The sequence below is a fragment of the Georgenia thermotolerans genome (genome assembly GCF_009193185.1).
In the GTDB taxonomy this organism is placed as follows: domain Bacteria; phylum Actinomycetota; class Actinomycetes; order Actinomycetales; family Actinomycetaceae; genus Georgenia; species Georgenia thermotolerans.
The window spans coordinates 83296-102748 of the sequence record NZ_VUKF01000006.1; the positions used below are offsets into that span (position 1 = coordinate 83296).

Sequence of the window (19453 nt, forward strand, 5' to 3'; positions counted from 1 at the left end):
AGGTCGGGCCCGGGGAGGCGAGGCGATGAGCACCCAGGTGCGGGAGCGGCAGGCGGACGATCGCGCCGCCGCGGGCGCGGGGCGCATCGAGGGCCTCGACGGCCTGCGTGCCCTGGCGGTGACCGCCGTGCTCGTCTACCACCTGAGGCCCGCCTCGCTGCCCGGCGGGTTCCTCGGGGTCGACGTGTTCTTCGTCGTCTCCGGGTTCCTCATCACCACCCTGCTGCTGCGCGAGCTGCGCGCGAGGGGCCGCCTGGACCTGCCGCGGTTCTGGGTGCGGCGCGTGCGCCGGCTGGTGCCGGCCCTGGTCGCCGTCGTGCTCGTGACGATCCCGCTCGCCTGGCTGGCCGACACCGACCTGCTCGTCGGGATCGGCCGGCAGACGCTGGGCGCGCTGACCTTCTCCACCAACTGGGTCGAGGTGGCCGCCGGCACCAGCTACTTCACCGCGACGGCGCCGCAGCTGTTCGTGAACTTCTGGTCCCTGGCGGTGGAGGAGCAGTTCTACCTGCTCTGGCCGCTGCTGCTCGCCGCCGTGGTGGCGGCGAGCAGCAGCGCCCGCCACCGCGCCCTCGCCGCGCTCGCGGCCGCCGTCGTCTCCGCCGTGCTCATGGCCGTCCTCTACGTGCCCGGCGAGGACGCCACGCGGGTGTACTACGGCACCGACACGCACCTGTTCGGGCTGATGATCGGCGCCGCGCTCGCGTTCGCGTGGGCCGCGCCGGGCGGGGGGCCGCTGGCGGCCCCCGCATGGCGCCGGCGCCGCGGGCTGGTGGCCGCGGGCGCGCTGGTGGGGCTGCTGCTCCTCATGCTCACGCTCCGGCAGGCCAGCCCGCTGACCTTCCGCGGCGGGATCCTGCTGGGCTCGGTGCTCAGCGCGGCGCTGGTCGCCGCCCTCCTCGGGCCGCCGACCCGGTTCCAGCGGCTCATGCGGCTGCGGCCCCTGGAGTGGCTGGGCCGGCGCTCCTACTCCGTCTACCTCTGGCACTGGCCCGTCATCCTCATCGCCGACGCCGTGGTGCCCACCGCGTACGACTCCGCCGCGCACTGGGTGCTGCGGGCCGCGGCGGTGGGCGTGACGCTCGGCGCGGCGGCGCTGTCGTTCCGCCTGGTCGAGGAGCCGGTGCGGCGGCTGGGCTTCCGCGCCTGCGTCCGCCGGGCCCGGGCCCTGCTCGTCAGCCGGGTGCCGGCCCGGCGGGCGCTGGCCCGCGCCGTGACCGGGGCGGGCGCGCTCGCGGTCGTCGCGTCCCTCGCGGCCATCGCTGTCGCGCCGGAGCGCTCGCGCACGCACGACCGGATCACCGCCGGGCAGGAGGCCGTGGACGCCTCCGCCGACCGGGCCGAGGTCGTGGCGCCGGCCCCGGCCGACTACTCGATGCCCACCGGGGAGGAGATCACCGGCTTCGGGGACTCCATCGTCGTCACCAGCGCCGACGGCCTGGAGGCCCGCTTCCCCGGGGTCATGCTCGACGCCCGGTCGATCCGGCAGTGGCCCGACGGCGAGCGGGCCGTGCGGACCCGGCTGGCGGAGGGGACCGTGCGCCGGGCGGTCTTCCTCGACTTCGGCACCAACGCCGGGGTGCGCGACGAGGCGCTCGTGCGACGGGTGCTCGACTCCCTGGGGGACCGGCTCATCGTCGTGGTCAACCTCTACGGCGGCAGCCACTGGGTCCCGGACGCCAACGCCACCCTCGAGCGGATCGTCGCGGACTACCCCAACGCGGTCGTGGCGGACTGGCACGCGGCGATCTCCGAGCAACCGGAGCTGCTGCAGGCGGACGGCATCCACCCGGGCATCGAGGGCGCGCACCTGTACGCCGACGTCGTCGCCCGCGCCTTCGCCGCCCTCTCCGAGCGCCTCACCGGGATGCCGGTCGACCCCGATGCCCCGGCCGCGGCCGACGAGCCGGGGGCCGACCCGGCCGGTTCGCCCGCCGCCGACGAGCCGGCGGCCGGCGCCGCCGAACCGTCCGCGGCGGCGACGCCCGCCACGAGTTCCGCACACCGCACGGGCTGACCGCACACCCCCAGGGCCATCGTGCGACCGCCCAGGTCAGCGCCCCGACGGGCCGTCGCTCGGCGGCCGCCGGCCCCGGGACCGGGCCGGCACGGGACCAGTGCGCTGCGCCGTCGGCGATGGCACCCGGTGTGAGACGCGCGCCACCGCGCGGTAGGCTCCCCCGAGATGTCTTGATGTCGAGGCATCTTGTGATGTCAACGGAAGGACGCAGCGGGGTGGACCTCTTCGAGTACCAGGCTCGTGACATGCTCGAGAAGCACGGCGTGCCCGTGCTTCGCGGGATCGTCGCGACGACACCGGCGGAGGCAAGGGCAGCGGCCGAGCAGCTCGGCGGCGGCACGGTGGTCGTCAAGGCGCAGGTGAAGACGGGCGGACGCGGCAAGGCGGGCGGGGTCAAGCTCGCCCACAACCCCGAGGAGACCGAGGCGCGCGCCGCGGAGATCCTCGGCATGGACATCAAGGGCCACACGGTCCACCGCGTGATGATCGCCGAGGGCGCCCAGATCGCCGAGGAGTACTACTTCTCGGTCCTGCTCGACCGCGCCAACCGCAGCTACCTCGCGATGGCGTCCGTCGAGGGCGGCATGGAGATCGAGCAGCTGGCCGTCGAGCGGCCCGAGGCCCTCGCCCGCGTGGCGGTGGACCCGCTCACCGGCATCGACGAGGCCAAGGCCGCCGAGATCGTCGGCCAGGCCGGCTTCGCCCCCGAGGTGGCCGACGAGGTCGCCGCCGTGATCCGCAAGCTCTGGACCGTCTACGACGCGGAGGACGCCACGCTCGTCGAGGTCAACCCGCTCGTGCGCACCGAGGGCGGCGCCATCGTCGCCCTGGACGCCAAGGTCTCCCTCGACGCCAACGCCGACTTCCGCCACGCCGACCGCGCCGAGCTCGAGGACAAGGCGGCCGCGGACCCGCTCGAGGCCAAGGCCAAGGACCTGGGGCTGAACTACGTCAAGCTCGACGGCGAGGTCGGCATCATCGGCAACGGCGCGGGCCTGGTCATGTCCACCCTCGACGTCGTCGCCTACGCCGGCGAGGAGCACGGCGTGCGGCCGGCGAACTTCCTCGACATCGGCGGCGGCGCCAACGCCGAGATCATGGCGAACGGCCTGGACGTCATCCTCGGCGACCCGCAGGTGAAGTCGGTCTTCGTCAACGTCTTCGGCGGCATCACCGCCTGCGACGAGGTCGCCAACGGCATCGTCAAGGCGCTGGAGATCCTGGGCAACAAGGAGACCAAGCCGCTCGTGGTGCGCCTGGACGGCAACAACGTCGAGGAGGGCCGCCGCATCCTGCGCGAGGCGAACCACCCCCTCGTCACCATGTCCGACACGATGGACGGCGCGGCCGCCAAGGCCGCCGAGCTCGCGGCTGCGAAGTAAGGACCCCAAGAATGTCGATCTTCCTCAACTCCGACTCCCGCGTCATCGTCCAGGGCATGACGGGCACGATGGGCCGGATCCACACCAGCCGCATGCTCAACGCCGGCACCCAGATCGTCGGGGGCACCAACCCCAAGAAGGCCGGCACCACGGTCGAGTTCGACGTCGAGCCCCTGGGCCCCGGCGCCGAGTCGCGCCAGGCCGGTCAGGTCTCCGTCCCGGTGTTCGCCTCCGTCGCCGAGGCCAAGGAGGCCACCGGCGCCGACGTCTCGGTCATCTTCGTGCCGCCGGCCGGCACCAAGGCCGCCGTCATCGAGGCCGTCGACGCGGGCATCCCGCTCGTCGTCATCATCACCGAGGGCGTGCCGGTGGCCGACACCGCCGAGTTCTTCACCTACGCCCAGTCCAAGGGCGTGCGCCTGGTCGGCCCGAACTGCCCCGGCGTCATCACCCCGGGCCAGTCCAACGTGGGCATCACCCCGGCCAACATCACCGGCCCCGGCCGCATCGGCCTGGTGTCGAAGTCCGGCACGCTGACCTACCAGATGATGTACGAGCTCTCCGACATCGGCTTCTCCACCTGCATCGGCATCGGCGGCGACCCGATCATCGGCACCACGCACATCGACGCCCTGCAGGCCTTCCAGGACGACCCCGACACCGACCTCATCGTCATGATCGGCGAGATCGGCGGCGACGCCGAGGAGCGCGCCGCGGAGTTCATCAAGGCCAACGTGACCAAGCCCGTCGTGGGCTACGTCGCCGGCTTCACCGCCCCCGAGGGCAAGACGATGGGCCACGCCGGCGCCATCGTCTCCGGCTCCTCGGGCACCGCGGAGGCCAAGAAGGTCGCCCTCGAGGCCGCCGGCGTCAAGGTGGGCAAGACCCCCTCCGAGACCGCCCGGCTGGCCCGCGAGATCCTCGGCGCCGCCGTCGCACGCTGAGCGGACGCGCCCCGCAGGCACGCACCGTCGCCGGACAGGCCCCGGCGGGCAGGACCTCCTGCCCGCCGGGGCCTGTCGCGTCCCGGCGGCACGGCAGGATGGGCGTCATGGCAGAGAACCTCACCCGGCCGACGACTGCGTCGGCCGCCGACCTCGTCGAGCGCGCCGAGCCCGCCGGGCGACGCGAGGACGCCCGCGCGCTGCTCGACCTCATGACCCGGGTGACCGGGACGGCCCCGGTCGTGTGGGGCGCGACGATGATCGGGTTCGGCGAGTACCACTACCGCTACGCCAGCGGGCACGAGGGCGACACCTTCGTCGTCGGATTCTCGCCCCGGAAGGCCTCGATGTCGGTGTACGGGCTGCTGCACCCCGACGCCGAGGACCTCCTCGCCGCGCTCGGTCCGCACCGCCGCGGCGCCGGCTGCCTCTACCTGGGCCGCCTGCGGGGCGTCGACCTGGCCGTGCTCGAGCGTCTCGTCGCCCAGGCGTGGGCGCGCGGCGGCCAGGCCTAGCGGCGGGCGACACGCCGTCGCGCCAGCCGGGTCCCGGCCCGCGCAGGTCGGACCATGGGGGTGATGCCCACCACCGGCCCCACCGCCCCGCACGTCATCGACGTCCGCCCGACCAGCCCGCGCCTCAGCATGCCCGCCGGCTGGCTCCGCGGCCTCGTCGCCGGCGTCGAGGCGGCCATGATCAGCTGGCTCACCGTGGTCGTGCCCGCCGTCGCCACGTACGTCGCCACCGCGGCGGCGCCGGCGCTGGGCGAGGCCTCCTGGCAGGCGGCGGCCGGGCTGGGCACCTCCGTGTGGCTGCTCGGCCACGGCGGATCCATGCGGGCGGCGGGGGCGACGGTCTCCCTCGTCCCGCTCGGCATCACCCTGCTGAGCCTCGCCCTGGTCTACGGCGCCGCACGGCGCATGCGGCTGACCACGGTGGGAGCCGGCGCGTTCGTCCCGGCGGGCTTCACCCTCACCACGCTCGTCCTCAGCGCGTTCGCGACCGTCCCCGGCGCCCGGCTGGCGGCGCTGGCCGGGGTGGTCCTCGTCGCCGTCGGCGGCACGGCGCTCGCGCTGTGGCGCGCCGGCGCGGCCGCGCCCGAGGCCCTGAACCGCTGGCGGGTGCCGTCCCCGGTCACCGCCGGTCTCGCGGGCGGCGGCTGGGCGCTCGCCGGGCTCCTTGCGCTGGCGACGGCGGCCGCGGTCGCCGCCGCGGTGGCCGGGTGGGACCGGGTGCTGCTCGTGCAGGGCTCCTTCGCCCCCGATGTCGTCAGCGCCGTCGTCATGTCCCTGGCCCAGCTGATCTACGTGCCCACCGCGGTGGTGTGGGCGCTCGCGTGGCTGGCGGGGCCGGGCTTCGCCGTCGGGCAGGGCACGGTCTTCAGCGCCACCGAGGTCACCGCCGCGCCGCTGCCGGCCGTGCCGCTGCTGGGGGCGCTGCCGTCCCCCGGGACCCCCGCGCTGCCCTGGGTGGTGCTGGTGCCCGGGCTGGTCGGGGTGGTCGTCGGGGTCTGGCTGCACCGGCGCCGGCCCCAGGAGTCCCTCGCGGGCGCGGCCGGCGCGGCGCTGACCACGGCCGCGGCCGTGGCGCTCGCGGCGCTCGTGCTCGCCGCGGCCGCGTCCGGCGGCATCGGGCCCGGCCGGATGGCGGAGGTGGGACCGGCGCCCGCGCCGGTGGCCGGCCTGCTCCTCGTCGAGGTGGGGGCCGGCGCCCTGCTCGGGGTGCTCGTGCCGCACCCGCGCACCCGTGAGGGCCTGCGGGCCGCGGTGGGGCGCGTGCGCGCCGACCGCGAGCGGACGACGACCGGGGACGCGCCGGCGGCCACGGGCCCGGTGCCGGGCGAGCCGACCGGCACGGCGACCCCGCCCACCGCGCACGGCTCGGCGGCCAAGCCGCCGGTGAACCGCTCGGCCGCGACCCCGGGCACCGCGCACGCCTCGGCCGCCACCCCGGCGGCGGCGCCCGAGCCGGCCGAGGACGCCGGACCGTCTCCCGAGCCGGGCCGCCGGCCGTGGGCCCCGCGCTTCCCGCGGCTGGGCGAGCACGACACGGACGGGCCGCCCTCGGGCCCGGCGTCGGGGGCCTGGGGCGGTCCGCGGCTCTCGGACTGGCCGCGCCCTCAGGACGCCTGACGCATCAGCTGCTCCATCTGCCGCACCCGCTCGTCGAGGGAGTGCTGCAGCCGGGCGTCGCAGGCGTCGCGCGCCTGCGCGGTCAGCGCCGCCCGCACGCACGAGGAGTACGCGGAGTACTCGCGCCAGAGCACCACCTGGCCCAGCGACGCGATGCCGAGCATCCCGGCGACCACCAGGCCCAGCGTCACGACGCCGGTGAGCGCCCCACGGATCCGCGCGCCGCGGACCTTGACGAGCGCGACGATGCCCACGGCGAGCGCCGCCATGCACAGCACGCCGGACAGCAGCGGCCACGGCCACGGCAGCGTGAACGCCCCGACGGCCAGCCCGGCCAGCAGCAGCAGACCGAAGCGCCGGACCCAGCGCAGGGCGGCCACCCGGCTCTCCCCGGGGGGCTCGGCGGGCGCTCCGGGCGGGCGGCCGCGATGGGGCCGGGGCTGAGGCGTGGGCATGGGAGCATCATCGCGCACGGCGCGGCTACGCTCGCGCACGTGAGCGTCTCCACCCCCCGCCCGGCCCGGCTCGTCGTCCTCGTCTCCGGGGGCGGATCGAACCTCGCGGCGCTGCTCGAGGCGACGCAGGACCCGGCCTACGGCGCCCAGGTGGTCGCCGTCGGCGCCGACCGGGAGGGCACCGGCGGGGTGGACCTCGCCCGGGCCGCGGGGCTGGCGACCTTCGTCGAGCGGGTCGGCGACCACGCCACCCGTGAGGAGTGGGACGCCGCGCTGACCGCCCAGGTCGCCGCGCACCAGCCGGACCTCGTCGTCTCCGCCGGGTTCCTCAAGCTCTGCGGCCAGCGGTTCCTCGAGCGGTTCGGCGGGCGCTACATCAACACCCACAACACCCTGCTGCCGGCCTTCCCCGGCATCCACGGCCCGCGCGACGCCCTCGCCTACGGCGTCAAGCTCGCCGGCGCCACCCTCTTCTTCGTCGACGCGGGGGTCGACACGGGCGCGATCGTCGCCCAGGTCGCGGTGCCCGTCCTCGACGACGACGACGTCGCGACGCTGACCGAGCGGATCAAGGTCGCCGAGCGCGCCCAGCTCGTCGAGCAGGTCGGCCGGCTCGCCCGGGAGGGCTGGCGCATCGAGGGCCGCCGGGTGCTGGTCGGGGCCGGGCGCTGAACGGGGCCGCGCGTTCGGGCGCCGCGCGTTCGGGAGCCGCGCGCTAAGATGGGTGGCGGCCGTAACTGGCGAGGAAGGTGGCGTCCACCACCGGGGAGCGGCCGGAAGTCCCCTGAGAGAGCACCGCGCGCCTGGGTGCCTGGGTCGGGTGCCCGCGGGCACCGCAGCCACGACCGCATCGAACCAGGAGCGCTTCATGAGCCAGACCTCCCAGCCCGCCGTCGAGCCCGTCGGTGACCGCGTCCCCGTGCGCCGGGCCCTGCTCTCCGTCTACGACAAGACCGGCCTCGAGCCGCTCGCCCGGGCCCTGCACGCCGCCGGCGTGCAGCTGGTCTCCACCGGCTCCACCGCCGCCCGCATCGCCGCCGCCGGCGTGCCGGTCACCCCGGTCGAGGAGATCACCGGCTTTCCCGAGTGCCTCGACGGGCGCGTGAAGACCCTCCACCCGCGCGTGCACGCCGGCATCCTGGCCGACCGGCGCAAGGAGACCCACCGCACCGAGCTCGCCGAGCTCGGCGTCGCCCCGTTCGACCTCGTCGTCGTCAACCTCTACCCCTTCACCCAGACCGTGGCCTCCGGGGCCGGGGTCGACGAGTGCGTCGAGCAGATCGACATCGGCGGGCCGAGCATGGTCCGCGCGGCGGCGAAGAACCACCCCTCGGTCGCCGTCGTCGTCGACCCCGCCCGCTACGACGACGTCGCGGCCGCCGCGGCCGGCGGCGGGTTCACCCTCGCCCAGCGCCGCGCGCTGGCCGTGGCCGCCTTCGAGCACACCGCCGCCTACGACGTCGCCGTCGCGTCCTGGATGAGCGGGGTCTTCGACACCGACGCCGAGGCCGGCGACGGCGCGCTCCCGGCCTTCACCGGCGGGGCGTGGCAGCGCCGCGCCACCTTGCGCTACGGGGAGAACCCGCACCAGCGCGCGGCCCTGTACACGGCGGAGGGCACGACCACCGGCATCGCCAACGCCGAGCAGCTGCACGGGAAGGCGATGAGCTACAACAACTACGTCGACGCCGACGCCGCCGTGCGCGCCGCCTACGACCACGCCGGGCCCGCCGTCGCCATCATCAAGCACGCCAACCCGTGCGGCATCGCCACCGGTGCGGACGTGGCCGAGGCGCACCGCAAGGCCCACGCCTGCGACCCGGTCTCCGCCTACGGGGGCGTGGTGGCCGCCAACCGGCCGGTCACCGCCGCCATGGCCGAGCAGCTCGCCCCGGTGTTCACCGAGGTCGTCGCGGCGCCGGGCTTCGAGCCCGAGGCCCGCGAGATCCTCGAGCGCAAGAAGAACGTGCGCCTGCTCGTCGTCGACCCCGGGGAGCGGACCGGCACGGACCTGCGGCCGATCAGCGGCGGCGTGCTGGCCCAGGACCGCGACGCCGTCGACGCCCCGGGCGACACCCCGGACGGCTGGACCCTGGCGGCCGGTCCCGCCGCGGACGAGGCGACCCTCGCCGACCTCGCCTTCGCCTGGCGCGCCGTGCGCGCGGTGCGCTCCAACGCCATCCTGCTCGCCGCCGACGGCGCGAGCGTGGGCGTGGGCATGGGCCAGGTGAATCGGGTGGACTCCTGCCGCCTGGCGGTCGAGCGCGCCAACACCCTGGGCGCGCCGGTGGAGTCGGCGGTGGACGCGGCCGGCGGGGCGGAGAACGCCGACGCCGCCGCGCGGGCCGCGGCGCCGGAGCGGGCCCGCGGGGCCGTCGCCGCCTCGGACGCCTTCTTCCCCTTCGCCGACGGGCTGCAGGTGCTCGTCGATGCCGGCGTGCGCGCCGTCGTCCACCCCGGCGGGTCCATCCGCGACGCGGAGGTCATCGCGGCCGCCGAGGCGGCCGGGATCACGATGTACCACACCGGCGTGCGCCACTTCGCGCACTGAGCCGCCGCCGCGGCCCCGGCAGGTCCGCCCTGCCGGGGCCGCGGCGTGCCTGGCTGCCTGGCGGTCAGTCCGCCCCGACGCGGTCGAGGAACGCGATGACGCGGGCGAGCATGAGCGCCGCGGCCTCGGGGTCGTGGTCCGGCAGCCCGGCGTCGGCGAACAGGTGGGAGTCGCCCGGGTAGACGTACGCGGTCCCGCCGGTCTCGGCCGCCACCGCGCGGGCCTCGGCCGCGTCGCACCACGGGTCGGCCTCGTGGGTGTGGATCTCCACCGGCAGCCCGGCGGGCCACGGCGCGCCGACCGCCTCGGTGGGCAGGCAGCCGTGCATGAGCGCCGCCCCGCGCGCGCCGGGCCGGGTCTGGGCCAGCACCTGCGCGGCCGCCGCGCCGAGGGAGAAGCCGGCGTAGACGAGGTCCGCCGGAAGGCCCTCGACGGCGGCCTGGGCGCGGCGGGCGATCTCCGCCTGGCCGAGGGCGTCGCGCTTGACGACGCCCTCCTCGACGGTGTCGAAGGTCTCCCCGTCGTAGTAGTCGGGGGTGTGGACCTCGTGCCCGGCCGCGCGCAGCGCGTCGGCGAAGTCGTGGACGGCGGGCCGCAGGCCCAGGGCGGAGTGGAAGAGCACGACGGTGGCCATGCCGGTGAGCGTATGGGTGACCACCGACACAGGGCACGGTTACGCCGGCCCGGCCGCGGGGCCGGCGCGGTCCGCGGCGAGGACCGCCTTGCGCAGGGGGACGGCGGCGTCGGCGGCCCGCGCGCGGTCGAGCAGCGGGCGGGCCCCGCCGGCGAGCAGCTTGCGCAGCGGGACGACGTCGCGCGGCCGGTCCACGGTGAACCCGGCGGTCAGCCGGCCGGTCCCGTCCGGGCCCGGCTCGACGAGCAACGCCGTCCACGCCCCGTCCGGGTCGCCGCGCAGGAGGACCGTCGCGGCGTCGGTGGGGGCCCCGACGAAGGCGAGGTCGTGGCCGAGCTGGGTGGAGAAGACGTACGGCGCGCCCGGCGCAGGCACCTCGTGCCCGAGCAGGCCCGCGACGAGCCCGGCGGGATGGGTCAGCGCCGCGTCCCAGTGCCCGCCGGGGACCAGGCCGAGCCCGGGGACCTCCATGTCCGCGCAGTCGCCCACGGCCCGCAGCGACGCCGGCGCGCCGGCCACGCGCCCCGCCGGATCCACGCGCAGCGCGCCGCGCCCGGTCAGCGGCAGGGTGCCGGCCAGCCACCGGGTCGCCGGGCGCACCCCGACGGCGGTGACGACGACGTCCGCGGCGAGCCGCTCGCCCGGCGCGCCGTCCGGCCCGGCCAGCGTGACCGCGCCCGGCTCGACCGCGGTGACGGGGGCGCCGCAGCGCAGCTCGACGCCCGCGGCGGCGTACCAGGGCGCCGTCCGGGCGCCCAGGTCGGCGCCCAGCTGGCGGTGCAGCGGCGTGGGCGCCGCCTCGACGACCGTGACCGCGCAGCCCTGCGCGGCGGCCTGGCCCGCGAGCTCGGCGCCGATCCAGCCGGCCCCCACCACGACGAGCCGGGTGCCGGCGCTCAGCCGCCCGCGCAGCGCGGCCGCGTCGGCCACGGTGTGCAGCTCCGCGGCCCCGGTCCAGCCCGCCGGGCGCACCGGCTCCGCGCCGGTGGCGAGGACGGCGACGTCGGCGTGCAGCGTGAGCGCCTCGCCCGCCGCGCCGTGCCCCTGGGCCGGGTCTCCGGCGTCCGCGGGGCCGACGGTGAGGTCGACGCCGTCGTCGTCCGCCCGCACGGCGGTGGCACGCCGCCCGGGCAGCACGCGGTCGGCGAGGTCGGCGAGGTCGCCGTAGCCCTCCCCGGACAGCCAGACCGGCTCGACCCGGCTGAACAGCTCCTTCGACAGCGGCGGGCGGTCGTAGGGCGGGACCGCCTCGGCGCCCACCACCGTCACCTCGCCGTCGAAGCCCTGCGCGCGCAGCTCGGCCACCGTGCGCAGGCCGGCCAGGCCGGTGCCGACGACGACGACGGAACGGGGGGCGGGGGAGGGGGCAGCGGGGACGGACACGCTGCCACGGTAGTCTCGCCCCATCATGTCGAGCACGAGAGCCGCCCGCCTCGCCTTCAAGGTGTTCCTGCTGCTGGCCGTCGCCGCGGTGTGCGGCCTGGCCGTGGCGGTCAGCGCCCGGGCGGCGGCGACCGGGCTGGCGGTGGTGCTCGGCGCCTGCGCGGTGCTGCGCGCGCTCGCCCCGGTCACCGTGGTGCCGCCGGCCCGCTCCCGCCGGGTCGACGTCGCCCTGCTCGCCCTCGCCGCGCTCGCCCTGCTCTACCTCGCGCCCTGGGGCGACGCGCTGCCCACCGCCACCCGGTGACCGGTTCGCCCGGGGCGGGCGGGAATCGCCGTGTGATGATGACGGCGTGAGCGATCTCGCCCTCAACATCGTCCTGGTGCTCTTCTTCGTGCTGCTGGGCGGGGTGTTCTCGGCCTCGGAGATGGCGCTGGTGTCCCTGCGCGACAGCCAGGTCCGCACCCTCGCCGGCCGCGGCGGCGCCGGGGCGCGAGTTGCCAAGCTCACGGCCGACTCCAACCGGTTCCTCTCCGCCGTCCAGGTGGGCGTGACCCTCGCCGGGTTCTTCTCCGCCTCCTTCGGCGCCGCGCAGATCGCGCCCGCGGTCGCCCCGCCCCTCAAGAGCCTGGGCGTGCCGGCCGGGCTGGCCTACGGCATCGCCTTCGTCGGCACCACGGTCGTCATCTCCTACCTCTCGCTGGTCTTCGGCGAGCTGGTTCCCAAGCGCCTGGCCATGCAGAGCGCCGAGAAGTTCTCCCTCGCCGTCGCCACGCCGCTGGACTGGATCGCCACCGTGCTGCGCCCGGTGATCTGGCTGCTCGGCGCCTCGGTCAACGTGGTCATGCGGGTCCTGGGGCGCGACCCCAACGCCCAGAGGGAGGCGATGGGCACCGAGGAGCTGCGCTCGCTCGTGGCCCAGCACGAGTCCCTCGGCGTCCAGGAGCGCGACATGGTCGTCGACCTGCTCACCGTCGGCGAGCGCACCGTCCAGGAGATCATGACCCCGCGCACCGAGGTCGAGTTCCTCGACGCCGGCATGCCGATCGCCGAGGCGCAGCCGCTCGTGCGCGACCTCGAGCACTCCCGCTACCCGGTGCGCGGGGAGAACAACGACGACGTCGTCGGCTTCATCCACATCCGCGACCTCATCCACCCCGACCCGGCGGTGCGCACGGTGCGCGACCTCGTCCGCGACATCACCTTCTTCCCCACCGGCACCCGGGTGCTCAGCGCCCTCACGGTCATGCGGCAGAACCACGCCCACCTCGCCGTCGTCGTCGACGAGTACGGCGGCACCGACGGGATCATCACGCTGGAGGACTGCGTGGAGGAGTTCGTCGGGCAGATTCAGGACGAGTACGACCGCGAGCCGCCCGAGTTCGTCGCCAACGGCGTCACCGAGGACGTCGCCGGCCTGCTCGGCCGCGCGGAGGTGGCCAAGGTGCTCGACCGCGAGCTGCCCGACGGCCCCTTCGACACCCTCGGCGGCTTCATCATGGCCCGGCTCGGCCGGCTGCCCCGCGTGGGGGACGCGATCACCTGGGACGACCTCGTCCTCACCGTCACCGCCCTCGACGGGCGCCGGGTGGACCGGGTGGAGATCCGCCGGGCGGCCGACGCCGTCGTCGCCTGACGCGGCGGCGAGGGGCTCGCCGCCTCGATGCCGACGGCGCCCGCGACCCGCCGTCGGCCCGCCGACAACGCACCCCCGGGCCGGCGGTGAGCACGGTCACCGAAATATCTCGATGTCGAGTAATCTGGTCGGCGGCGTCGGTGCCCCGGCGCCCCGCGAAGTCGAGGCGCCCCCTCCCCGGGGGTGGTCAGGAGTGTGGCAGGACATGGCGAAGATCAAGGTGGCGGGCCCGGTCGTCGAGATCGACGGCGACGAGATGACCCGGATCATCTGGCAGTTCATCAAGGACCGCCTGATTCATCCGTACCTCGACGTCGACCTGCGGTACTACGACCTGTCGATCCAGAACCGTGACGCGACGGACGACCAGGTGACCATCGACGCCGCCCACGCGATCAAGGAGCACCACGTCGGCGTCAAGTGCGCCACCATCACCCCCGACGAGGCGCGGGTGGAGGAGTTCGGGCTCAAGAAGATGTGGGTCTCGCCCAACGGCACCATCCGCAACATCCTCGGCGGCGTCGTCTTCCGTGAGCCGATCATCATCTCCAACGTCCCGCGCCTGGTGCCCGGCTGGACCAAGCCGATCGTCATCGGCCGTCACGCCCACGGCGACCAGTACAAGGCCACCAACTTCAAGGTGCCCGGCGCCGGCCAGCTGACCATCACCTTCACCCCCGAGGACGGCTCGGAGCCGATCCAGCACGTCGTCGCCAACTACGGCGAGGACGGCGGCGTGGCGATGGGCATGTACAACTTCAACAAGTCGATCGCCGACTTCGCGCGCGCCTCGTTCAACTACGGCCTGCAGCGCCACTACCCGGTGTACCTGTCCACGAAGAACACGATCCTCAAGGCCTACGACGGCGCCTTCAAGGACATCTTCCAGGAGATCTTCGACACCGAGTACAAGGACAAGTTCGCCGAGGCGGGCCTGACCTACGAGCACCGCCTCATCGACGACATGGTCGCCTCCGCCATGAAGTGGGAGGGCGGCTACGTCTGGGCCTGCAAGAACTACGACGGCGACGTCCAGTCCGACACCGTCGCGCAGGGCTTCGGCTCCCTCGGCCTGATGACCTCCGTGCTCATGACCCCGGACGGGCAGACCGTCGAGGCCGAGGCCGCGCACGGCACCGTGACCCGCCACTACCGCCAGCACCAGCAGGGCAAGCCCACCTCGACGAACCCGATCGCGTCGATCTTCGCGTGGACCGGTGGCCTCAAGCACCGCGGCAAGCTCGACGGCACCCCCGAGGTCATCGGCTTCGCCGAGACGCTCGAGGACGTGGTGGTCAAGTCCGTCGAGTCCGGGAAGATGACCAAGGACCTCGCCCTGCTGGTCGGTCCGGACCAGGGGTGGCAGACCACCGAGGAGTTCCTCGCGACCCTCGACGAGAACCTCTCGGCCCGCCTGGCCTGAGAACCGACGACGAAGGAGTTGTGCTTATGACCACGCCCGTGAACGTGACCGTCACCGGCGCCGCCGGCCAGATCGGCTACGCCCTGCTGTTCCGCATCGCCTCGGGCCAGCTGCTCGGCGCCGACACCCCGGTCAAGCTCCGCCTGCTGGAGATCCCGCAGGGCGTCAAGGCCGCCGAGGGCACCGCGATGGAGCTCGAGGACTGCGCCTTCCCGCTGCTCGCCGGCATCGACATCTTCGACGACCCGAAGGCCGGCTTCGAGGGCGCCAACGTCGCGCTGCTCGTCGGCGCCCGCCCGCGCACGAAGGGCATGGAGCGCGGCGACCTGCTCGAGGCCAACGGCGGCATCTTCGGCCCCCAGGGCGAGGCCATCAACGCCGGCGCCGCGGACGACATCCGCGTGCTCGTCGTCGGCAACCCGGCCAACACCAACGCCCTGATCGCCCAGCAGCACGCCCCCGACGTGCCGGCCGAGCGCTTCACGGCGATGACCCGCCTGGACCACAACCGCGCGCTGAGCCAGCTCGCGGCCAAGACCGGCGCGGCCGTCTCCGACATCGCCGACCTCACCATCTGGGGCAACCACTCCGCCACCCAGTACCCCGACGTCTTCCACGCCACCGTCGCCGGCAAGGCGGCCACCGAGCTGGTGGACCAGTCGTGGCTGGAGAGCGACTTCATCCCCACCGTCGCCAAGCGCGGGGCGGCGATCATCGAGGCGCGCGGGGCGTCGTCGGCGGCCTCGGCCGCCAACGCCGCGATCGACCACGTGCACGACTGGGTCAACGGCACCGCCGACGGCTCGTGGACCTCGGCGGCCATCGTCTCCGACGGCTCCTACGGCGTGCCCGAGGGCCTCATCTCCTCCTTCCCCGTGCGGGCGAAGGACGGGAAGTGGGAGATCGTCCAGGGCCTGGAGGTCAACGACTTCTCCCGGGCCAAGATCGACGCCTCGGTCGCCGAGCTCGTCGAGGAGCGCGACGCGGTGAAGGGCCTCGGCCTGATCTGACGCGCACGGCTGCCCGCCGGCGCCCCGCCCCTTCCGAGGAGCGGGGCGCCGTCGTCTGCCCCGGTCTGGCGCGGAGGGACGGGGGCCGGGCCTGGCCCGGGGACGGCGGCGGGCCCGGCCCGGGGCGGCGGCCGGCCGCGGCCGCGCCGGTCGGTCAGTAGCCGGCGTGCCGCAGGCAGTCCTGGACCGCCTGGGGGTTGTTGCCGTAGGTCTCCACGCAGCGCTGGAAGTCCGGGCCGAAGACCTCGGGGGCGACCTGGGAGAACAGGTAGGACCCGAAGATCGCCGAGGCGATGCCGAGCAGGACGGCGAGGGCGCCGAGGACGACGCCGGCGATGGACTGCGAGCGGTTGGTCGCCTCGCCGCGACCCACCCGGCTCAGCGACACGGCGCCGAGGATGATCGCGACGACGCCGCCCACGAGGCCCAGCAGCCCGACGAACGGCACCCAGGCGACGAGCACGGCGATGATTCCGATGACCAGCGCGGCGACGCCCAGGCCGTTGCGCGGGCCGCCGTGAACCGTCGCGCCGTACGGGGTGCCGGCATACGACCCGCCCGGCTGGCCGTACTGGCCGGTGCCGTAGCCGGGCTGGCCGTAGCTGCCGGGCTGGCCGTACGGGCCGGGCTGGCCGTACGGGCCGGGCTGGCCGTAGGGGCCCGGCTGACCGTGCTGCGGGGCGCCGTACTGGGGCTGTCCGTAGCCGGGCTGGCCGTAGCCGGGCTGACCGTGCTCGCCCGGCTGCCCGTAGGCGGGCGGCCCGGCTGGCTGGCCTTGCTGGCCCGGCTGGCTGGGCTGGCCCGGCTGGCTGGACGAGCCGGCCGGCTGGGCGTAGGGGCCAGGCGCGCCGGCCGGGGGGACGTCGTCGCGGGGGCCGCCGTCGGTGGGGCGCTCGTCCGGGTTGCCCGAAGGCGGTGGTGCGCTCATGATGACCCACTCTCGTCGTAGGACGCGTGGTCTCATCGTCGCACCGACGGTGGCGGGGCGGGACGTCCCCCATGTGCGGGGCGGCGTGCGGGGCGGCGGCCTCGGCTCGTCCGGCGGCTCAGGGGACGACGAACCGGGTGACCTCGGCGACGACGCCCGGGTCGCGCAGGATCCGCTGGTGCCCGAGGGACTCGGTGGTGTGCAGGCGCGCCGCCGGCCACGCGCCGGCGACCCGCACGCCGTCGGCGTAGGGCACCTCCTTGTCGTGGCGGTCGTGGACCACGAGCGTGGGGGTGGGCAGCGTCATCTCGGCGAGGTCGAAGTCGCGTACGGGTCGGCCAGCGAGCGCCTCGAGCCGGCGCTCGAAGCGCGTCCGGGTCCGCTCGCCGTAGCCGAGCACCCGGGCGAGCTCCGCGGTCATCGACATGACGTCCACGCTGGGCGCGACGAGCGCCAGACGGCCGACCGGCAGCCCGGCGCGGACGGCCAGCGCCGTCGTCGTGCAGCCGAGGGAGTGGGCGACGACGGCGACGGGCGCGCCGTGCACGTCCGCCACCGCCGTGAACGCCTCGGCGATCTCGATGGCGGTGCTGCGCCGGGGGCCGAGGTGCCCGGGCGGGGACTCGCCGTGGCTGGGGGCGTCGAAGGCGACCACGCGCCGTCCGGCGGCCACGAGCGGGGCGACGAACGCGCCCAGCTGGCCGCGCCACCCGCCCCAGCCGTGCGCCAGGTAGACCGGCTCGCCCGCGCCCCAGCTCTCCACGACGACGCGGCGCCCGCCCGGCAGCGGCACGGCGGAGGTCGTCCCGGGCTCGGGGCGCTCGTCGCGCCGTCGTCCGCCGTTGCGGGGCAGGGTGCACCACACCCGCAGCGCCCAGCGGGCGGCGAGGTCGGGGGCGAGCCGGTCGGCGGCGGCGAACGCCGCGCGCAGGGCCGCGAGCCGCGCGGATGCCCGGACGGCGGACGGCGTGGTCGTCATCGGTCCTCCTCGTGCGTGCCCGTGGGTGCCCGGTCCGGCCGTCGTCGGCCAGCGACGGCCGGTCCGCCCCGGTGAGGGCGGCGCCGTCAGCCCTTGACGGAGCCCGACATCAGGCCGCCCACGAAGTACTTGCCCAGGATGACGTACACGACGAGCGTGGGCAGGGAAGCGAACAGCGCGCCGGCCATCGAGACGCCGTAGTTCTGCAGCAGCGCGCCGTTGGCGAGGTTGTTCAGCGCGAGGGTGACGGGGCCGTTCTGGCTCGAGGAGAAGAAGACGGCGAAGAGGAAGTCGTTCCACGCCGAGGTGAACTGCCAGATGAGCACCACCACGAAGCTGGGGATCGAGATGGGCAGCACCACCGAGGCATAGGTGCGCAGCATCCCGGCGCCGTCGACCCGGGCGGCCTCGATGAGCTCCCTGGGCACCGACGCGTAGTAGTTGCGGAAGATCAGCGTGGTGATCGGGATGCCGTAGATGACGTGCAGCAGGATCAGGGTGGGGATGCCGCTGGGCAGCCCCACGGCCAGCACGATCTGGTTGAGCGGGATCATCACCGCCTGGTAGGGGATGAACATCCCGAACAGGATCAGGGTGAAGACGACGTTCGCGCCCTTGAAGCTCCAGCGGGAGAGCACGAAGCCGTTCATCGAGCCGAGGAAGGCCGAGATGACCGCGGCGGGGACGACCATCTGCACCGAGCGCCAGATCGACGGCGACAGCGCCTCCCAGGCGGCCCGCCAGTTGTCCAGCGTCCACAGCGTCGGCAGCGCCCACGCCCGGGCGGGCGAGGCGTCCCCGGTGCCCTTGAAGCTGGTGACCAGCAGGACGTAGACGGGGATGAGCACGATGACCACGGACAGGAGCAGCAGCGCGTAGCGCACCGTGCGGGCCACGGAGAACCGCCCGGCCGGCGGCCGCTTGGCGCTCGGGCGAGGGGCGCGCGCGACATCGCCCAGCGGGGCGGCCGTGGTGGAGGTGGTGGTCATCGCCCGGCGTCCTTCCGCGAGGTGTGGATGAGGTAGGGCACCACGAGCACCGCGACGATGATCAGCAGGATCGAGCCCACCGCGGCGGCGTTGGCGTAGTCGTAGCTGGACTTGAAGACGTACATGTCCACCGCCGGCACCTTGGTCTGGTAGTTCGACGGCTTGGAGATCGACATGATGAGGTCGAACGCCTTCAGCGACATGTGGCCGATGATGATCAGCGCCGACAGCGCCACGGGGGAGAGCTGGGGGAAGAGCACGTGGCGGTACAGCTGCCACTCGCTCGCGCCGTCCATCCGGGCGGCCTCGCGCAGCTCCTCGGGGATGCCCCGGAAGCCGGCCAGGAACAGGGCCATGACGTAGCCCGACAGCTGCCAGATCGCCGGGATGGCGATGGCGGCGATGCCCACCGAGATGTTGTTCCACCAGGGGTTCTGGAGGAAGTCGAGGCCGACCATCTGGAACAGGCGGTTCAGGCCCAGGGCGCTCTCGCCCTCGTTGGAGTTCAGCAGCCAGCGCCACACCACGCCGGAGGCGATGAAGGAGACCGCCATCGGGAAGAGGTAGACGGACCGGAAGAATCCCTCGCCCCGCACCGGGCGCTCGAGCAGCCAGGCCCAGACGAAGCCGATGACCATCGTGCCCACGAGGAACACCGCGGTGTAGAGCAGCAGGTTCTTCAGCGAGTGCTGGAAGTCCGGCGAGCCCAGGAGGTCGAGGTAGTTCTTCGCCCCGACGAGCGCCGTCGGTGCCTGCCCGGTGGCCTGCTGGGCGGTGTGGCTGTCCGTGAGGGAGGTCTGGAGGTTGACGACGATCAACCCGTAGACGAACACGCCGACGAGGAGGAGGGACGGGGCCAGCAGCAGCAGCGGGGGGCCCCAGCGCTTGACGGTCTTCACAGACGCTCCTGTGCGGTGGTGGTGCGGTGGCCGCGGGTGGTCCGGGCCAGGGCGCGGACGCGTGGCGTCCGAGATGTCCCGACGGCGGGC

General features: G+C 74.9%; 18 protein-coding genes and 1 riboswitch. Of the genes, 11 read left to right on the forward strand and 7 right to left on the reverse strand.

The features are described 5' to 3' along the window. Positions 1 to 25 precede the first annotated feature (25 nt). The 5 genes from GD970_RS04400 (at position 26) to GD970_RS04420 (ending at position 6478) form a co-directional block, all read left to right on the forward strand. Positions 26 to 2017 (forward strand): acyltransferase family protein, encoded by a 1992-nt coding sequence (locus GD970_RS04400; RefSeq protein WP_152201258.1) that lies wholly within the window; start codon positions 26 to 28, stop codon positions 2015 to 2017. A gap of 218 nt (positions 2018 to 2235) precedes the next feature. Beyond that, positions 2236 to 3402, forward strand: a complete 1167-nt coding sequence (gene sucC, locus GD970_RS04405) for an ADP-forming succinate--CoA ligase subunit beta (protein WP_152201260.1) — start codon at positions 2236 to 2238, stop codon at positions 3400 to 3402. Between the two features lie 11 nt (positions 3403 to 3413). After that, positions 3414 to 4346, forward strand: coding sequence for a succinate--CoA ligase subunit alpha (gene sucD, locus GD970_RS04410; protein WP_152201262.1), 933 nt, complete (start codon positions 3414 to 3416; stop codon positions 4344 to 4346). Positions 4347 to 4453: 107 nt separating this feature from the next. Then, a complete protein-coding gene (locus tag GD970_RS04415) occupies positions 4454 to 4861 on the forward strand; it encodes a DUF1801 domain-containing protein (protein ID WP_152201265.1) in 408 nt (135 codons plus the stop codon). A gap of 63 nt (positions 4862 to 4924) precedes the next feature. Then, complete coding sequence (locus GD970_RS04420; RefSeq protein WP_152201267.1) at positions 4925 to 6478, forward strand: cell division protein PerM; 1554 nt, start codon at positions 4925 to 4927, stop codon at positions 6476 to 6478. Here the strand turns inward: GD970_RS04420 and GD970_RS04425 are convergent. Further along, positions 6466 to 6933: a hypothetical protein gene (locus GD970_RS04425; protein WP_170297352.1), complete on the reverse strand. Its 468-nt coding sequence runs from the start codon at positions 6931 to 6933 to the stop codon at positions 6466 to 6468. The genes GD970_RS04420 and GD970_RS04425 overlap by 13 nt on opposite strands. A gap of 39 nt (positions 6934 to 6972) precedes the next feature. Between GD970_RS04425 and purN the strand changes: the two genes are divergently transcribed. Together purN and purH are read left to right on the forward strand one after the other, a co-directional pair. Beyond that, positions 6973 to 7605, forward strand: coding sequence for a phosphoribosylglycinamide formyltransferase (purN, locus tag GD970_RS04430; RefSeq protein WP_226925153.1), 633 nt, complete (start codon positions 6973 to 6975; stop codon positions 7603 to 7605). A gap of 51 nt (positions 7606 to 7656) precedes the next feature. Further along, positions 7657 to 7749, forward strand: a riboswitch (ZMP/ZTP riboswitch). 52 nt (positions 7750 to 7801) lie between these two features. Then, entirely contained in the window at positions 7802 to 9484 is a 1683-nt protein-coding gene (gene purH / locus GD970_RS04435; RefSeq protein WP_152201275.1) for a bifunctional phosphoribosylaminoimidazolecarboxamide formyltransferase/IMP cyclohydrolase, read from the forward strand. Positions 9485 to 9548: 64 nt separating this feature from the next. On the opposite strand, the gene GD970_RS04440 is transcribed toward purH, so the two are convergent. Further along, entirely contained in the window at positions 9549 to 10118 is a 570-nt protein-coding gene (locus GD970_RS04440; protein WP_152201277.1) for a dienelactone hydrolase family protein, read from the reverse strand. A 39-nt stretch (positions 10119 to 10157) separates the two neighbouring features. Then, positions 10158 to 11501 (reverse strand): NAD(P)/FAD-dependent oxidoreductase, encoded by a 1344-nt coding sequence (locus GD970_RS04445; protein ID WP_226925154.1) that lies wholly within the window; start codon positions 11499 to 11501, stop codon positions 10158 to 10160. Between the two features lie 25 nt (positions 11502 to 11526). Between GD970_RS04445 and GD970_RS04450 the strand changes: the two genes are divergently transcribed. The 4 genes from GD970_RS04450 (at position 11527) to GD970_RS04465 (ending at position 15568) form a co-directional block, all read left to right on the forward strand. Next, entirely contained in the window at positions 11527 to 11805 is a 279-nt protein-coding gene (locus GD970_RS04450; protein ID WP_152201279.1) for a hypothetical protein, read from the forward strand. Between the two features lie 46 nt (positions 11806 to 11851). Further along, on the forward strand, positions 11852 to 13135 hold the full coding sequence (locus tag GD970_RS04455; RefSeq protein WP_152201281.1) for a hemolysin family protein: 1284 nt from the start codon (positions 11852 to 11854) through the stop codon (positions 13133 to 13135). Between the two features lie 205 nt (positions 13136 to 13340). Continuing rightward, complete coding sequence (locus tag GD970_RS04460) at positions 13341 to 14558, forward strand: NADP-dependent isocitrate dehydrogenase (protein ID WP_152201284.1); 1218 nt, start codon at positions 13341 to 13343, stop codon at positions 14556 to 14558. Between the two features lie 26 nt (positions 14559 to 14584). After that, complete coding sequence (locus tag GD970_RS04465; protein WP_152201286.1) at positions 14585 to 15568, forward strand: malate dehydrogenase; 984 nt, start codon at positions 14585 to 14587, stop codon at positions 15566 to 15568. Positions 15569 to 15722: 154 nt separating this feature from the next. On the opposite strand, the gene GD970_RS22040 is transcribed toward GD970_RS04465, so the two are convergent. The 4 genes from GD970_RS22040 to GD970_RS04485 all read right to left on the reverse strand — a co-directional run bounded on the left by GD970_RS22040 (position 15723) and on the right by GD970_RS04485 (position 19363). Further along, a complete protein-coding gene (locus tag GD970_RS22040) occupies positions 15723 to 16496 on the reverse strand; it encodes a DUF4190 domain-containing protein (RefSeq protein WP_211489768.1) in 774 nt (257 codons plus the stop codon). 118 nt (positions 16497 to 16614) lie between these two features. Next, positions 16615 to 17475 (reverse strand): alpha/beta fold hydrolase, encoded by an 861-nt coding sequence (locus tag GD970_RS04475; RefSeq protein ID WP_152201289.1) that lies wholly within the window; start codon positions 17473 to 17475, stop codon positions 16615 to 16617. 86 nt (positions 17476 to 17561) lie between these two features. Continuing rightward, positions 17562 to 18464: a carbohydrate ABC transporter permease gene (locus GD970_RS04480; protein ID WP_152201291.1), complete on the reverse strand. Its 903-nt coding sequence runs from the start codon at positions 18462 to 18464 to the stop codon at positions 17562 to 17564. Beyond that, positions 18461 to 19363, reverse strand: a complete 903-nt coding sequence (locus GD970_RS04485) for a carbohydrate ABC transporter permease (protein ID WP_152201293.1) — start codon at positions 19361 to 19363, stop codon at positions 18461 to 18463. Before GD970_RS04485 ends, GD970_RS04480 begins: the two co-directional genes overlap by 4 nt. Positions 19364 to 19453 lie beyond the last annotated feature (90 nt).

Excerpts from the sequence above, each read along its gene's own strand:
- GD970_RS04400 (WP_152201258.1), top strand. The coding sequence starts at position 26 with ATGAGCACCCAGGTGCGGGAGCGGCAGGCGGACGATCGCGCCGCCGCG.
- sucD (WP_152201262.1), top strand. The coding sequence starts at position 3,414 with ATGTCGATCTTCCTCAACTCCGACTCCCGCGTCATCGTCCAGGGCATG.
- GD970_RS04415 (WP_152201265.1), top strand. The coding sequence starts at position 4,454 with ATGGCAGAGAACCTCACCCGGCCGACGACTGCGTCGGCCGCCGACCTC.
- GD970_RS04420 (WP_152201267.1), top strand. The coding sequence starts at position 4,925 with ATGCCCACCACCGGCCCCACCGCCCCGCACGTCATCGACGTCCGCCCG.
- GD970_RS04425 (WP_170297352.1), bottom strand. The coding sequence starts at position 6,933 with ATGCCCACGCCTCAGCCCCGGCCCCATCGCGGCCGCCCGCCCGGAGCG.
- purH (WP_152201275.1), top strand. The coding sequence starts at position 7,802 with ATGAGCCAGACCTCCCAGCCCGCCGTCGAGCCCGTCGGTGACCGCGTC.
- GD970_RS04440 (WP_152201277.1), bottom strand. The coding sequence starts at position 10,118 with ATGGCCACCGTCGTGCTCTTCCACTCCGCCCTGGGCCTGCGGCCCGCC.
- GD970_RS04450 (WP_152201279.1), top strand. The coding sequence starts at position 11,527 with ATGTCGAGCACGAGAGCCGCCCGCCTCGCCTTCAAGGTGTTCCTGCTG.
- GD970_RS04460 (WP_152201284.1), top strand. The coding sequence starts at position 13,341 with ATGGCGAAGATCAAGGTGGCGGGCCCGGTCGTCGAGATCGACGGCGAC.
- GD970_RS04465 (WP_152201286.1), top strand. The coding sequence starts at position 14,585 with ATGACCACGCCCGTGAACGTGACCGTCACCGGCGCCGCCGGCCAGATC.
- GD970_RS22040 (WP_211489768.1), bottom strand. The coding sequence starts at position 16,496 with ATGAGCGCACCACCGCCTTCGGGCAACCCGGACGAGCGCCCCACCGAC.
- GD970_RS04475 (WP_152201289.1), bottom strand. The coding sequence starts at position 17,475 with ATGACGACCACGCCGTCCGCCGTCCGGGCATCCGCGCGGCTCGCGGCC.
- GD970_RS04480 (WP_152201291.1), bottom strand. The coding sequence starts at position 18,464 with ATGACCACCACCTCCACCACGGCCGCCCCGCTGGGCGATGTCGCGCGC.